General features: G+C 72.3%; 13 protein-coding genes. 5 read left to right on the top strand and 8 right to left on the bottom strand.

Annotated elements, in window-relative coordinates; genetic code table 11:
* From H286_RS0101030 to H286_RS0101015, 4 genes are read right to left on the bottom strand one after another with little or no spacing between them, the layout of a single operon-like run.
* Positions 1-207 carry a DUF3499 family protein gene (locus H286_RS0101030; RefSeq protein WP_026303039.1) on the bottom strand — a complete coding sequence of 69 codons (207 nt, stop codon included), beginning with the start codon at positions 205-207 and terminating at the stop codon, positions 1-3.
* 51 nt (positions 208-258) lie between these two features.
* The gene (locus H286_RS0101025) at positions 259-852 is read right to left on the bottom strand and encodes a CbiQ family ECF transporter T component (RefSeq protein ID WP_020096757.1); all 594 of its coding nucleotides are present in this window, start codon (positions 850-852) and stop codon (positions 259-261) included.
* Complete coding sequence (locus H286_RS0101020; protein ID WP_020096756.1) at positions 846-1,535, bottom strand: energy-coupling factor ABC transporter ATP-binding protein; 690 nt, start codon at positions 1,533-1,535, stop codon at positions 846-848. Before H286_RS0101020 ends, H286_RS0101025 begins: the two co-directional genes overlap by 7 nt.
* On the bottom strand, positions 1,532-2,146 hold the full coding sequence (locus H286_RS0101015) for a biotin transporter BioY (RefSeq protein ID WP_020096755.1): 615 nt from the start codon (positions 2,144-2,146) through the stop codon (positions 1,532-1,534). Before H286_RS0101015 ends, H286_RS0101020 begins: the two co-directional genes overlap by 4 nt.
* A gap of 52 nt (positions 2,147-2,198) precedes the next feature.
* On the opposite strand from H286_RS0101015, the gene H286_RS0101010 reads away from it, so the two are divergent.
* A complete protein-coding gene (locus tag H286_RS0101010; RefSeq protein WP_020096754.1) occupies positions 2,199-2,825 on the top strand; it encodes a TetR/AcrR family transcriptional regulator in 627 nt (208 codons plus the stop codon).
* A gap of 29 nt (positions 2,826-2,854) precedes the next feature.
* Positions 2,855-3,277, top strand: a complete 423-nt coding sequence (locus H286_RS14370) for a metallopeptidase family protein (RefSeq protein ID WP_020096753.1) — start codon at positions 2,855-2,857, stop codon at positions 3,275-3,277.
* Positions 3,278-3,327: 50 nt separating this feature from the next.
* On the opposite strand, the gene H286_RS0101000 is transcribed toward H286_RS14370, so the two are convergent.
* The 4 genes from H286_RS0101000 to manA all read right to left on the bottom strand — a co-directional run bounded on the left by H286_RS0101000 (position 3,328) and on the right by manA (position 9,242).
* Positions 3,328-4,716, bottom strand: a complete 1,389-nt coding sequence (locus H286_RS0101000; RefSeq protein ID WP_020096752.1) for a DUF5719 family protein — start codon at positions 4,714-4,716, stop codon at positions 3,328-3,330.
* Positions 4,713-7,571, bottom strand: a complete 2,859-nt coding sequence (locus tag H286_RS0100995; RefSeq protein ID WP_020096751.1) for a glycosyltransferase — start codon at positions 7,569-7,571, stop codon at positions 4,713-4,715. Before H286_RS0100995 ends, H286_RS0101000 begins: the two co-directional genes overlap by 4 nt.
* 66 nt (positions 7,572-7,637) lie before the next feature.
* Entirely contained in the window at positions 7,638-7,958 is a 321-nt protein-coding gene (locus H286_RS14365) for a WhiB family transcriptional regulator (RefSeq protein ID WP_018188733.1), read from the bottom strand.
* Positions 7,959-8,099: 141 nt separating this feature from the next.
* Entirely contained in the window at positions 8,100-9,242 is a 1,143-nt protein-coding gene (manA, locus tag H286_RS0100985) for a mannose-6-phosphate isomerase, class I (protein ID WP_020096750.1), read from the bottom strand.
* A gap of 59 nt (positions 9,243-9,301) precedes the next feature.
* Here manA and H286_RS0100980 point away from each other — a divergent pair, with 59 nt between their 5' ends.
* From H286_RS0100980 to H286_RS0100970, 3 genes are read left to right on the top strand one after another with little or no spacing between them, the layout of a single operon-like run.
* Positions 9,302-10,702 (top strand): O-antigen ligase family protein, encoded by a 1,401-nt coding sequence (locus H286_RS0100980; protein ID WP_020096749.1) that lies wholly within the window; start codon positions 9,302-9,304, stop codon positions 10,700-10,702.
* Positions 10,699-12,018 carry a hypothetical protein gene (locus H286_RS0100975; protein ID WP_020096748.1) on the top strand — a complete coding sequence of 440 codons (1,320 nt, stop codon included), beginning with the start codon at positions 10,699-10,701 and terminating at the stop codon, positions 12,016-12,018. Before H286_RS0100980 ends, H286_RS0100975 begins: the two co-directional genes overlap by 4 nt.
* 38 nt (positions 12,019-12,056) lie before the next feature.
* The gene (locus H286_RS0100970) at positions 12,057-14,441 is read left to right on the top strand and encodes a CDP-glycerol glycerophosphotransferase family protein (RefSeq protein ID WP_020096747.1); all 2,385 of its coding nucleotides are present in this window, start codon (positions 12,057-12,059) and stop codon (positions 14,439-14,441) included.
* Positions 14,442-14,463: the final 22 nt, after the last annotated feature.

The raw sequence follows: 14,463 nt of genomic DNA, 5'->3' as shown, positions 1-14,463 counted from the left end.
TCAGACGCGGAGGGTCTCGTGACGGACGACGACCCAGCCCTTCGGGACCGACATCCGACCGGTGTGGATGGCGCAGAGATCGTGGGCGTGCGGGTCGTTCCCGCCGCCGAGCGGACCGAGGACGGCCATCTGGTCGCCGTAGTCGTAGGTCAGCGTCGTCACGGCCTCGCGGGCACAGCCCACCTTGGAACACAGTCTCTCTCGCATCGCGTCCACGCTAGCCGTGGAGGCGGGCCGCGACACGGAGCCGCGCCGGGCTCAGCGCACCCCGCGGGCGGTGAGGGCGTCGCCGAGATCGTCCGCATGGCGGAGCGCGAGGACGAGGAACGGCACAGCGAAGACACGGATGCCGCGGGCTCCCCGCGCCCGCTGCGCCGCGCGGACCTCGCCCGCGAGGCGCGCGAGGGTGGGAACCGTGCCGAGTGCGACGACGAGCAGGAGCGCCGCGCGGGCGGCATCCACCCCGATCACGCGCAGCGGGCCGAGCGCCCGTTCCGCCACGTCGAGGAGGGCGGTCACCGGGGTGGTCGACGCGAGGAGCCCAGCGAGGGCGACCGCGGCCACGATGCGGACGGTACCGACCGTCGCCGCCTCGACGCCGAGGAAGATGCACGGGATGCCGAAGGCCACCACGACGAGCCACCGGAGCGACCAGACCTGGCGGGCGAGCTCGCGGAGTCCGACTCCCGGCACGAGATGGCAGACCGCGCACACCGCCGCGGCGATCGCGGCGGTCGGCCACGCCGTGGGGAGGAGGGAGACGACGAGGACGAGGGCGAGCAGGACCGCCGCCTTCGGACCCGCGGGCATCCGGTGCCACGGCCCGTTCCCGGGCCGGTACAGCGTCAGCATCGCCAGCTCGCGGCGTGGGCGGCCACGACCTCGGGCGCGGGCCCCACCCGGGCGACCTTCCCCTCGTGCATCCGGACCGCGACGTCGCACCGCGCCGCGAGGTCGAGGTCGTGCGTCACGACCACGAGCCGGTGGCCGGAGTCGGCGAACAGGTGCGCCGAGATCAGGTGGGCGTTCCGTCCGTCGAGGAACGCGGTCGGCTCGTCGGCGACCACGAGGTCCGGCTCGCGGACGAAGGCGCCGCACAGGGCGAGCAGCTGCTTCTGCCCGCCGGACAGCTCGTACGCCGGCCGGTCGGCGAGGGGGGCGAGGGCGAACCTCTCGAGCGCGGCGGCGACGCGGGCATCCCGCTCGGCGCGGGGCAGTCGACCCGCACGGAGCGAGAACGCGACGTCCTCGGCGACGGTCGGCATGATGATCTGGGCGTCGGGATTGCTGAAGACGATCGCGACGCGGCGGCGGAGGGCGGCGGCATCCTTCTCGGCATCGAGGCCGAGCACCTCGACGCGACCCTGCGTGGGCCGGATGAGTCCGCCGATCAGCCGCGCGAGCGTCGACTTGCCGGAGCCGTTGTCGCCCACGACGGCGATGCTCCGGGCGTCGAGGGCGAGGTCGACCCCCCGGAGGACGTCGACGTCGCCCAGGCGTACCGAGACGTCGGCGAGCCGGAGGTCGCTCGTCACCGTACCGGTGCCGCTTCACGCGCAGCGCCGCGCGGCGCCCACGTGCGACGGAAGGCGCGCGGGTACCCCCGGACCAAGGCGCCCAGGACGAGTGTCGCGATCAAGGCCTTGACCAGGTCGCCGGGGACGAAGGCCAGGTTCGCGATCAGCGCCTGATCCATTCCGATGCGCATGATGAGACTCTGGACCGGGATGCCGCAGGCGTAGACGACGAGGACGCCGCCGATGACCACGCCGATGAAGGTCCGCCACCACACGGGCCGGCGTCCGCCGAGGTGCACGATCAGTCCGATCACGACGGCGCCCACCAGCCATCCGACGAGGTAACCCGCCGTCGGCCCCACGAACACCGCCGCTCCCCCGCGACCGCCCGCCAGCAGCGGGAGTCCGATCGCGACGAGCGCGAGGAGGGCACCGACCGAGACGGCACCCACGAGAGGGCCGAGCACGGCGCCGGCCAGCATCACCCCGAGCGTCTGGGCGGTGATCGGCACGCCGCCGAAGACGGAGAAGGAGCCGGGAAGGCCGAGGACGGCGATCACCCCAGCGAAGACGGCCGCCCGGGAGAGGTCGGTCGTGTCGAGCCGGGGTGTCGGGCGCGAGCGGGTCATCTCATCCTCCTGAACAGCGTTCACGTGAACACCGTTCAGGTAGGGTAACGCCATGACTGCGCGCGATCCAAACCCGCCCTCCCGGGGTCTCCGGCGCACCAAGGACGACGTCGTCGACGCCGCTCTGTCCGTCCTCGATCGCGTGGGCCTCCCCGACCTGTCGATGCGGCGCCTCGCGGAGGACCTGGGTGTCCAGCCGAGCGCCCTGTACTGGCACGTCGCAAGCAAGCAGGAGCTCCTCGCGGCTGTGAGCGCGCGCATCCTCGCCCCCGTCGCGCTGCGCCCGGGTGACCCGACCGACCTCGGCCGGGCGGCCGTCACCCTGGGGCACCGCCTGCACGACCGGCTCCTCGCCCACCGCGACGGTGCCGAAGTGGTGTCGAGCTCCCTCGCCCTCGGCCTCGTCGACTCACCCGTCCACGACGCGCTGCGCACCGTCGAGGACTCCCCCGCCGCCCGCGTCGTCGCCGACGCCGTGACCCACTACGTCGTCGGCGTCACCTTCCACGAGCAGCAGCGTCGGTCGGCGGATGCCTGGGGCACCGCGGCGTCCGAGGTGTCCCTGACCGCGGCATCCGTCGACTCCACCGACGACGGGGGCTTCGCCGCCGCGCTCGCACTGATCGCGGCGGGGATCGCGGCATGGCAGGAGAGCGCCGGGCGCCCGCTCGACGCCTAGGATGGCGTCATGCTCAGCAAGGTGGACCCGTGAGGCGACGCGCGCGCACGAGTGTCCGCCCCGACCGGCACGGTCGACACGGCCGCCTCGACCGGAGCTCGGTCGTCCGGCCCCCGCTTCCCGCGATCGAGACGCGCGCCGAGAAGTTCGATCTGACGGTCACGACGGCCGTCGAGTTCCTCCGGAGCGCATGGCCGGAGCTGCGTGAGGTCCGTTTCGACATCGGCTGGATGCCGGACGCCGCGGACGACGACGGCATCCCCCGGTGGGCGGTGCAGACGGAGCAGAAGCGCATCGTCCTGTTCCGACTCCCCATCGAACGGCTCGCGAGACTGCACCGCAACGACGAACTCCACCGCCGGATGATGATCGAGAGCTGCGTGTTCCGCGCCGCCGCCGAATACCTCGACCGCGACCCGTGGGACCTCGGGCCCGACCGGTTCCGATTCTGAGGCGCGAGCGCTTCTGAGCTTCTGCTCGCGCGACGCACTTCCGTGCGCGATCAGCGCGGACGGACGACCACGGGTGCCGCGGCGGCGTCGGCAGGGGCCACGGCGTAGCCGGCAATCGCATCGGATGCCGTGAAGGTCACGCCCGCGCGCAGTGTGCCCCCCGCGGGGTCGAGCCGGTAGAGCTCGCCGGCGCGCAGGTCGACCGAGACCGAACCGCCCGCGGGGACGCGCACCTCGCGCGGCTCGCCGGCGCCCGCATCCTCGGTCAGGACCGCGGCCACCTCGGAGGCACCGGGGTTCACGAGCGTGAGCTGCGGACTCGGCCCGTCGGCGACCGCGAGGAGGGAGGGCACGCGGATGTCGTCCGCCGTGCCGTACCAGGCGAAGTCGGACCCGGCATCCGATCCCGTCGAGGTGTGGACCGAGGCGACCACCGGTGCACCCGCGTCGACCTCAACGCGATAGCGACCCTGGGGAAGCGTGTCCAGATCCACGTCGACGGGCACGCCGGCCGCGAGGGTGAGATCGGGGAAGGAGGCAGCGGTGGTGCGTCGCCCGACGGGCGACACCGTCACGGTCGCGGTCGTGTCGTCCGAAGGGGCGAGCAGCCGCACCACCGTGTCGGTGGGCTCGTCACCTTCCGCGACGCTCGAGAACGCGGGGATCGTCTGCTGAGCCCTCGGGAGCCCGGTCGCGCCGCCCTGGTCGACGCCGACCGGGACGAGCGTCCGGGTGAGGCTCGACTGCAGGACGGCCTGCACGGGTGCCTGCGTCGCCGAGACGAGCACGACGGGGCTCGCTTCGCCGAGCGCGAGCGAGGCGAGGGGCACGACGCGCTGCTGGCCGGCGGGGATCAGGATGTCCGCACCGGCCTCGGGGGTCACCCGGCCGCCCGAGGCGAAGACCGTCAGATCCACCCGGGCCGCGACGTCGCCGGGGTTGGCGAGGATGACGAGATCCGCCGCGCCCGTGAGGCCGCTGCCTCCGGCGAGCCAAGTCTCCATGGCGGGCGGGGTGCAGGCGGATGCCGCGAACCCGGCGAGATCGTCGGCGTCGACACGCGACGACCCCGCCGCGGCCAGGTCGGTGCGCATGCGATCGACCGGCTCCGCCGAGAACGACGCGATCGGCGGGGCATCCGGGACCGCGGAGGCGATCTCGCCCGCGACGGGTGCGGGCGCACCGGCGACGGTTCCCGACACCACGTTCTGCGGGGCGGCGACCTGCAGCGCGCCGACGTCCTCGGTATCCCGTCCGACGGCGAGCACCGGGCCCGCGCACGAGAGGAGGGAGGTCGCGGCTTCGGGCCGCGTCGTCAGCGAGAGCGTCGACCGCTCGACGGTCGGCAGGGTAGCGGTCGCGATGAGGAAGGTCCCCGCCACGACGGCGAGGCTCAGGGCGGCGCCGACGCCGCGGCGGATCCGGCGGGCGGTGGTCACGAGGCCGACCTTTCTGCGAGCCCGTCCCGCTCCCCGATGATGCGGGGGTGACGCCTGCCGGCCCGGAGGCTGGCGCGCGTCGGGACCGCGAGCAGCAGCGCGACGGCGATGACGCCGAGCTGCAGCAGGGCGACGCGGACCGAAGTGGGCCCCGAGGCGTCGTCGACGGTGCGCTCGGCGATGGTCCCCTTGACGCCCCACAGGACGCCGCGGGCCGTCTGCCCGACGCTCACGAGATCGGCTCGCTGATTGAGGAGGTTCTGCGCCCCGAGCCGCGCCGCACGGGCGCGGTCGCTCTCGCGGGGGGCCTGTTCGAGGAGGACGTACGCGATGCCGTGCCGACCGAGCTGGGCGACGACGTCGCCGGTCACCGTGGAGACGAGGTCGGCCGTCACGTGGGCCAGCTCGCGGTCACCGGCGGTCAGCTCGGGGCGCGTGGACTGCAGCGTCGTCTGCCCGCCGAGGGTCTCGCTGGCGCCCCAGACCACGGAGGCCGAGTAGGCGGCATCCGCCTGCACGGTCAGGACGAGGGTCGCCGTCTGCTCACCGTCGCGCTCACCCTCGCTGCCGGCGGTCTGGACGTACGCGGGGAGTGTGCTGGACGGCCCGTCCTGCAGGGCGGAATCACCGCGGACGACGGCCGTGAGGGCCGGAACGGCGCCGACGGCGAGGAAGGCGATCACGACGGATGCCGCGACGGGGACGAGGGCGTCGACCCGGCGGAACCCGTCGAGGCCGGTGACGGCGGCGAGGATGAGGCCCGCCCACGCGAGCGAGAGCGCGCTTCCCGGCCAGATCGAGACGGGCCCGGACATGCCGGCGGTGAGGGCCACGCCCGATCCCAAGGCCGCCGTGGCGACGCCGAGGACGGCGGCGACGAGCGCCACGGATGCCGGGAGCAGCCGCCCGACGACCGGCGCCAGCAGGGCGAGCAGCACGACCGGAGCCGTGAAGGCGGCGACCCACCAGGCCCGCCCGTCCTCACCGAGGAACTGCGTCCAGCCGACGCCGTCGGTCGACGGGTAGCCGAACGCGAAGAGGACCTTCGGCAACAGCCCGTCGGGGTTCCCGCTCAGAGCGAGCGGCCGGCCCGGGTCGGCGAAGATCGCGAGGGGGTCGCCCGTCGTGAGGTGGTACCACCCGAGGGGCAGGAAGACCGCGACGGGCGGGATCATCAGCCAGACGATGCGTCCGGCTCCCCGCCCGCGTCGCATCGATACGGCCAGGACGATGGCCACGAGCCACAGCACGACCAGAGCGGGTGCCAGCGAGGGCGCACAGGCGAGCACGACGACGAGGATGATCGAGGCGAGCCCGGCGCTGCTCCACGACCGTCGCGCGGCCGCGGCCGTGTAGATGAGCCACGGCAGCGCGAGGTGCAGGATGACCGCGGTCGGTCGCCCCTCGATCAGTGCCGCGAGGAAGGGAGGTGCCACCGCCCATGCGAAGGCCGCGGCGCAGCGCAGCACGGACCTCTCGGTGACGCGGGTCGCTGCGAACCATCCGCCGAGCGCGGCGAGCGGCAGCGCGAGGAGCCAGAGGATGACGATCGCGCGCGAGGGCGCGAGGGGCGACAGCGAACCGACGAGGGCGACGACCGACGCGAAGGGGTCGGCCGGCCCGACGGTGTCCCAGCCCAGCGCACGCGGGCCGTACGCGGCATCCGTCCACAGTGCCACGACGCCGCTGCGCAGCGGCGCGAGACCTCCCCCGCCGAGCACGGGCCACGCCAGGAGCGCGCTGAACGACAGCGCGGAGGTGGCGAGGGCACCGAGGACGACCCAGGCGCCGCCGCCGCTGAAGAAGCGGAGGTCTTCGCGCGGAGCCGCTGCGGCATCCGCTTCGTCCTCGAGCCGCTCACGCAGGTCCCGTCGGCCGATCCGCAGCTGCGCCAGGGACAGCCACGAGGCGGTCCGGTTCCGCCGGATGGTGCGGCGCGCGCGCACGACGGCCGCGAACGACACGAGCACCGAGAACGACGCCGCCCACTCGGGTCCGATGCGTCCCGGAGTCTTCGCGACCAGATGGCCGAGGGTGCGCCACAGGGCGAGGGGCAGGAGGGTCAGCCAGTGCAGCAGGACCACGGGAGCCGGGGCATAGGCCAGGCGACGGTGGAGCTCGGCCTTCCGCGCGGCGTAGAGACGGCGGCCGCGCGCGCCGGCCGAGCGTCCCGCCGGGGTTCCCGCGACGCCGTCACCGGCGACGGCGACGAGCGCGGAGGGCGTCAGAGCGACGCGACCGCCGGCGAGGCGGGCGCGGATGCCGAGGTCGAGACCCTCGTCGGCGCCGGCCAGACCCTGGTCGATGCCCGCGAGGGCGTTCCAGACCTGCGCGCGGACGAGGACGCCGCGGATGTCCGATCCGAGGACGTCCTCGGAGGCGTCGTGCTGCCCCTGGTCGAGCTCGCCGTCGGCGAGACCGACCGTGCGCCCCGTGTGGGTGAGCGTGACCCCGAGCGAGACGATCCGGCTGGGGTCGTCCCAGGAGACCAGCTTGGGCGCGGCGAGCGCCACCGAGGGGGCGGTCTCGAGCGCTCCCGTGAGCCGTGCGAGCGCGTCCGGGGCGGGCGCGGTGTCCTGCGCGAGCAACCAGACGGCGTCGCCGGTGATACGCCGGCTCGCGAGGCGGAGGGCCTCGGCGAAGCCGGTCCCCCGGCCTGCGACGATGACCGCTTCGGCTCCGGACTCGGACGCGAGCTTCTTGAGGGTCTCGTCGGGTCCGCAGAGGACGACGGTGAGCGCGTCGGCACGCCGCGTCTGGGCGGCGAGCGCGCGCAGGGTGCGGCTCAGGTGGAGATCCGTGGGGCCTCGTCCGTGGGGGCGGACGACGAGGATCGCGTGTACTCGGGCGGGCATGGCCAGGTCAGCCTAGGTCGCGACTCGGGCGACGCGGGGAGGACGGGCGGGGTGGCGCGGATCGCGTCAGGAAGCGCGCCGCTTGAGCTTGCGTCGCTCGCGCTCGCTCAGACCGCCCCAGATGCCGAAGCGCTCGTCGTTCTGGAGGGCGTATTCGAGGCATTCGCCTCGGACGTCGCACGAGGTGCAGATGCGCTTCGCGTCACGCGTCGATCCGCCCTTCTCCGGGAAGAAGGCCTCCGGATCCGTCTGCGCGCACAGGGCGTCGGCCTGCCATGCCAGCGCGGTGTCCTCGTCGGTGTCGACGCGGCGACGGACGCCGGGGACACCGAGGTTCACCGGATCGACGAACCAATTCTCGGGAACGCCGGAACGGTAACCCGTCATCTTGCTCTCCCACCTGTAGACACTCGCCGCGGTGCGGCCGATGCCTAATTACACCCGTGTGATTCGCTCGGGTCAAGTCGCAGATCGTAAACCCTCAACCCGATATTGAATCTTCTTGAGGCTCCCCGGCGTGTCGCGACCTCAGCCCTGCACACCCGGCCGGGCCAGGTAGGCGACCCCGGAGCCGTCCAGCACGAGCTCCGACTCGTCCTGAGCGTAGGCGGCGGTCCCCGGCGTGAGATCGATGCGCCGCCCCCCGGCGGACACGATCACGCGGCCTTCGGTCGCCAGCACGATGGCGGGTCCGTCGAGCCCGACGTGCAGCGGCGTGCCGGTCGGTGCGTACCGGGCGAGGCGGAAGTCCGCGACTCCGGCGTCGAACAGCTCCCCCGCATCGGCGGGCACCGGGTCGAGCAGCGGCGCCGCGCCGGGCTCGGTGTCGACGATGCGCATGAGCTCCGGGACGTCGATGTGCTTCGGGGTCAGCCCGCCGCGCAGGACGTTGTCGCTGGCCGCCATGAGTTCGACGCCGAGACCGTCCTGATACGCGTGGAGCACCCCGGCAGGGGCGAACACGGCCTCACCGGTGCGGAGCACGACGAGGTTCATGAGCAGGGCGACCACGATGCCGGCATCTCCGGGGAAATCGCGCACGACGGCCCGGAGGACATCGACCTCTTCGGCGAAGTCCGGCACGACGGCGTCGGCGAGCGCCGCGGAGACGTCCGAGACGATGTCGTCGGCGCGCCCGCTCAGCACCTCCTCGATCACGGCTCGCAGTGCATCGGCAGGGGCGGCGGCGTCCAGTGCCGCGCGAAGACGTCGGACACCGGATGCCTCGCCGAGGCCACCGAGCAGGCGCTGCGTGTCCTCGACGGGCCGCAGCCCTACGAGGGCTCGGAACCGGTCACTCAGCGCGACGATGATCTCGGGCTTGTGGTTGTCATCGCGGTAGATGCGTTCGGCGGCGTCGCGGGGGACGCCGGACGCCTCCTCCGCGGCGAAGCCGGCCCGCGCCTGCTCGAGGTCCGGGTGCGCCTGGATCGACAGCGACGACGACGCCGCGAGGATCTTCAGGAGGAACGGGAGCGGCGGTGCCCCGGCATCCGTCCTCGCCTGCATCAGCGAGCGGCCGTCACCGAGGACGGCGGGACTTCCCGGGTGGTCGCCGAACCAGACCTCGGCCTCGGGCGCTCCGCTGGGGGTCCGCCCCTGGAGGGACGGGATGGCGGTGGGGGAACCCCACGCGTAGTCACGGGGTTCGTTCGAGAGCGTCTCCAGCACGCGAACAGCCTAGGGCGTGGGGCGGAACGCACGGGGCCGCGCGATACCCTTCTGTCACCATGGCCGTCCACTCCTCGCACCCGGTCTCGGCGCCCCCGGCAGCCCCGCCGCGTGAGCGGACGAGCCACATCCTGCTGCGCGGCTGGTGCATCGTCCTGCTGGTCGTCACCCTGTCGGGGACTGCCCTGCCGCTCGCCTTCGGAGTCGGGGTCGCCGCCGCCATCGGCGTCGCGAGCTTCCTCGTCTCGGTGACCCTCTGGCTGACGACGCGGCCGCGGGTGCAGTGGCCCCGACTCCCCTGGTACGCGCTCACCTATCTCCTGTGGGCCGTCGCCTCGACGATCTGGACCCACTGGATCAACGCGACCCTGCTGACCGTCGCGCTCCTGATCGTCACGACGGTGGGCGCCCTCTTCGTGGGGGCGGTCCTCACCTGGCGCGAGATCGTCCGGGCCCTGGCATCCGCCCTCAAGTGGATCCTCTCGCTGTCGATTCTCTTCGAACTGTGGGTGAGTCTCGTCTGGGACGGCCCGATCCTGCCGCAGTTCGTCCGCCCCGCGGGCCGGGTCGCCGACCCCATCGTGCTGTGGTCGCGCGACAACCTGTTCGACGGCGGCCGCATCCAGGGGATCTTCGGTAACTCCAACGCGCTCGCGTACGTGGCGCTCCTCGGGATCGTGGTCTTCGCCATCCGCATCGCGTCCCAGGCCCCACGTCGCCCCGTCCTGGCGCTCTGGACCCTCCTGGCCGCGTTCCTCTTCGTCCGCGCCGGATCGGCGACCGCCACCCTGTCGGCCGTCGCGGTCGTCGTCGTCCTCATCACGGTCCTCGTCATGCGGACGACCACGCGCGCCGGTGAGAGGACTCGCTACTACGTCCTCTACGGCGTCGTCGCCGTCGGCGGCCTCGTGGCGGCGTGGGCACTGCGCGACCGGGTGTTCACGGCACTCGGCCGCTCGAGCGACCTGACCGGGCGCGAATCGATCTGGCAGAAGGTCCTGGAACGCGCCGTCGAACACCCCGTGATCGGATGGGGCTTCTCGACGCCGTGGATCCCGACCGACCCCGCCTTCGACGGCTGGATCATCGACCACGGGCAGACGGTCATGCAGGCCCACAACATGTGGGTGGACGTCTTCCTGCAGCTGGGCGTCGTCGGGATCGTCCTCATCGCGGCGGCGTACGTCGCGTTCATCTGGCGTTCCTGGTTCTTCGCCGTCGACCGCCCGCGATGGGACCTCGTCGCGGACCGGCCGTACACGGCGGTCACCCTGCTGCCGACCCTCACCGGCGCCATCCTCCTCGTGCAGGGCCTCGCGGAATCGACACCGCTCCTGAACTGGGGGTGGTTCCTCCTCATTCTGTTCGCCTTCAAGATCAAGCAGGCACCGCTGGTGGGACGCGGCCCGTCGGAGGAACGCCTCATCGGCGAACAGGGCGACAGGCCGTCCGAGCGATGAGCACCCCGCGCGCACTCCCGCGACTGTCGACCGCCCTGCAATCCACCGAGGTCGCCGCCGTCTACTCCCTCGTGACCATCGGCGCGCTCTTCTCGACGCACGCCCTGCGTCAGCTGATGGGCGACGCGGGCTACGGCGCGATCCTGACCGGGCTGTGCGTGATCGGCGCGGGGATAATGCTCGCCCGTCGGGCGGAGCTCCGGGTCATCCATCTCATCCCCACGACGCTGCTGGTCCTGCTGGCCTGGCTGCTGATCACCGTCGGGTGGTCGGGCTCGCCGGAGGCGACCCTCTCCGGATGGCTCCAGCTCGCGGCGCCCACCTTTCTCGCCGTCGTCGTCGCGCAGTTCCGCGACACCCTGCAGACCGTGCGCGCCACCGGAGACGTGCTGCGGATGCTGCTCGCCGTCTCGCTCGGACTCGAGATCCTCAGCGGCATCCTCCTCAACCTCCCCATCAGGTTCCTCGGCATCGCGGGCAACATCGCCTACGGCGGCCCGATCCAGGGGATCTTCGGCACCCGCACGGCACTGGGGCTCGTGACGATCATCGCCCTGCTCACCTTCCTCGTGGAATGGCGGACCCGGTCGGTGAGCGCCGGCGTGGCGATCGGCTCCGTCGCCCTCGCCGCGACCCTCGCCGTGTTCACCGCGTCGCCCATCGTGCTCGGCATGGTGCTCATCTCGGGGACGGCCACCGGCGCCCTCGCGATCCTCCGGCGCGTCCGCCCCAGCGTCAGGCCGGTCCTTCAGTGGGTCCTGTCCGCCGTCGTCGTGGTCGGGCTCATCCTCGTCTACCTCTTCCGCCGCCCGCTCGTGTATTGGCTGAACGCCGAACCCGACTTCTTCACGCGGTCACGACTGTGGAACGTCATCCTCGACATGTCGGCACTGCGGCCGGTGCAGGGATGGGGCTGGGCCGACACCTGGCCCGACCACCTCTCCCCCTACACCTACATCCGCATCGTCACCGGCCGCTCGCACGCCTCCGCGCTCAACGCGTGGATGGATGTGCTGATCCAGGCGGGCACGGTCGGCGTCGTCCTCCTGGTCGTGTTCGTCGGTCTCGCCCTCGCCCGAGCCTGGACGTCGGCGAGCGAACGCAGGTCGACCGTCTACGTATGGCCCGCCCTCGTCATCATCGTCCTCCTGACGGACTCGATCGTGACCAGCTCGCTGCTCGGCGGCTCGGGGTGGTTCCTCCTGGTGCTCTGCGCGACGCGGGCATCGCTCGTGCGGGGGTGGCGACGCGAACGCCCGCTCGCCCCGGACGCCTCCATCTCCCCGGACGCGTTCGGGCCAGGCGCACCCGCTTAGAATCGACCGATACCCGCCACGATCCAGGAGGTTCATCCGTGCGATTGCTTCGCAGGCGTCTGCGAGGGAACGCCTTCCTGCAGAGGTGGCGGTTCGGGCTGTGGATCGCTCTCTACGCGGTCGCGTCCCGGCTCGTCCGCGTGCGGGAGGGCCGCACCCTCTTCCTGTCGGATTCCCGCACGGACTTCTCCGGCAACATCGCGTTCCTGCGCGACGAGATCCGCCGACAGCGACCCGACGCCCGCATCGTGGGGATCTTCAAAGCCGGCCTCGCCGACCGCCGTCCGCTGCGGGACTCGCTGCGCCTGCCGTGGGAGCTCGCCCGGGCGCAGACGATCGTGCTTGACGACTACTACCCGATGATCTACCCCCTTCATCTGAGGCCTGAGACCCGCCTGCTGCAGGTCTGGCACGCCGCCGGCGCGTACAAGAAGGTCGGATGGAGCCGGGCCGGCCTCCCGGGCGGACCCCTCCCCGGATCCGTCGCGCACCGCAACTACACGGATGCGACCGTCAGCTCCGAGGCGATCCGCCCCGACTACGCCGAGGCGTTCGCGATGGATGTCGCCCGCGTGCACGCACTCGGAGTCCCCCGCACGGACGTGTTCTTCGACACCGAGCTGATCGAGCGCAGCCGTCGGGACGTGCGGGCGCGGCTCGGCATCCGTCCCGACCAGCGCGTCGCGGTCTTCGCCCCCACCTTCCGCGGCAACGGGCAGCTGAGCGCCCACTACGACATCGACGCGGTCCCGTGGTCGGAGCTTCCGGACGACCTCGGCGAGGAGTGGGTCGTCCTCGTCAAGCTGCACCCCTTCGTCGCTCGCAAGGGCGCGGACATCCCCTCGCACGAGCGGATCATCGACGTCTCCGCGGAGCGCGAGCTCAACGAGCTGATGATGGCGGCCGACGTCCTCATCACCGACTACTCCTCGGCCATCTTCGAGTTCTCGTTGCTCGGTCGGCCCATGGTGTTCTTCTGCCCCGACGTCGAGGTGTACGCCGCCGAACGATCGTTCTACCACCCGTTCGAGGACTACCTCGCCGGCCCGCTCGTGACCGACGGCGCCGATCTGGCGGCCGCGATCCGCGACGCCCGTGCCGGCGACGACCTCGAGGCGTTCCGCGAGCGCTTCATGTCCGCCTGCGACGGCCACTCCACCGAGCGCATCGTGCGCGAGATGATCCTCACCCCGCGTCAGGTCGACGAGCGCCCGAAGCTGCTCGACGATCCGCCCGTGCAGCCCACGCGCATCGACGGTCCCGTCGGTCGTCACCTGCTCGCCGCGCACGTGCTGCGCACCGCCCTGCGCGCCTGCTACGCACCGCTGAAGCTGCTGCCCACGCGCCGCAAGGTCGTCATGATCAGCCGCGAGCACCCCGAGGAGACCGACGACTTCATCGATCTGCGCACCGCGATCGCCGAGATGGACCCCACCGTCAGGGTCGTCTCGCTCGTCAGGATGGTGCCACCCGGACTCGTGAGGAAGCTCGGCTACGCCGCACACCTGCTCGTTCAGCTGTTCCACGTAGCGACCGCTCGGGTCCTGATCGTCGACACCTATTCGATGGTGGCGAGCATGCTGCGCCACAAGGACGACCTCGTCGTCATCCAGATCTGGCACGCCCTCGGCGCGTTCAAGAAGTTCGGGCTGAGCATCCTCGGCACGGGCGAGGGGCGCGACGAGCGGCTGGCCGACGCGATGCGGATGCACGCGGGCTACGACCTCGTGCTCGCCAGCGGCGACGCGTGCCGTGCGCCCTACGCCGAGGCCTTCGGAACGGACGACAGCCGCATCGTCGTGGCCCCGCTCCCCCGGGTCGACCGGCTGCGCGACGACGAGCTGACCCGGCAGACCCGCGAGCGCATCTACCGCCGGCATCCGCACCTGCGCGGCGCGAAGATCGCGGTCTTCGCACCGACCTTCCGGATCGAGGACACCGCGATGGCCGCGCCCGACGACGTCGTCGCCGCCCTCGAGGCGGTCGGTGTGCACGTCGTCGTGAAGCTGCACCCCCTCATGACCCTGCGCGGCAGCGACGTCGACACCGCCGAAGGCTTCTCGACCCAGGAGATGCTGACCGTCGCCGACGTCTTCATCACGGACTACTCCTCGACGCTGTTCGAGGCGGCGGTGCGGGGGGTCCCCACGTACTTCCTCGCCCCCGACCTCGACGAGTACCTCGCGACCCGCGACTTCTACCTCGACTACCGGCGCGACCTGCCCGGCCCCGTCTGCACGACGGTCGACGAGCTCGCGACAGCCGTCGAAGCGGGTGCCGCGAAGGCGACGGATGCCGCAGCCTTCGCGCGTCGCTGGGTCGCCGAGTCCGAGGGGACCACCGCCCGTCCGTGCGCCGACCGGATCGCCCGCCTGGTGCTCGACCGGATCGACGGACCCGGCCGAGCCGGCGCCCTCTCATAGGAGCAGGGGCCCTCGCATAGGA

The sequence above is a fragment of the Microbacterium sp. 11MF genome (assembly GCF_000383475.1).
Classification (GTDB): domain Bacteria; phylum Actinomycetota; class Actinomycetes; order Actinomycetales; family Microbacteriaceae; genus Microbacterium; species Microbacterium aquilitoris.
This window is presented reverse-complemented; position numbering and strand designations above follow the sequence as displayed.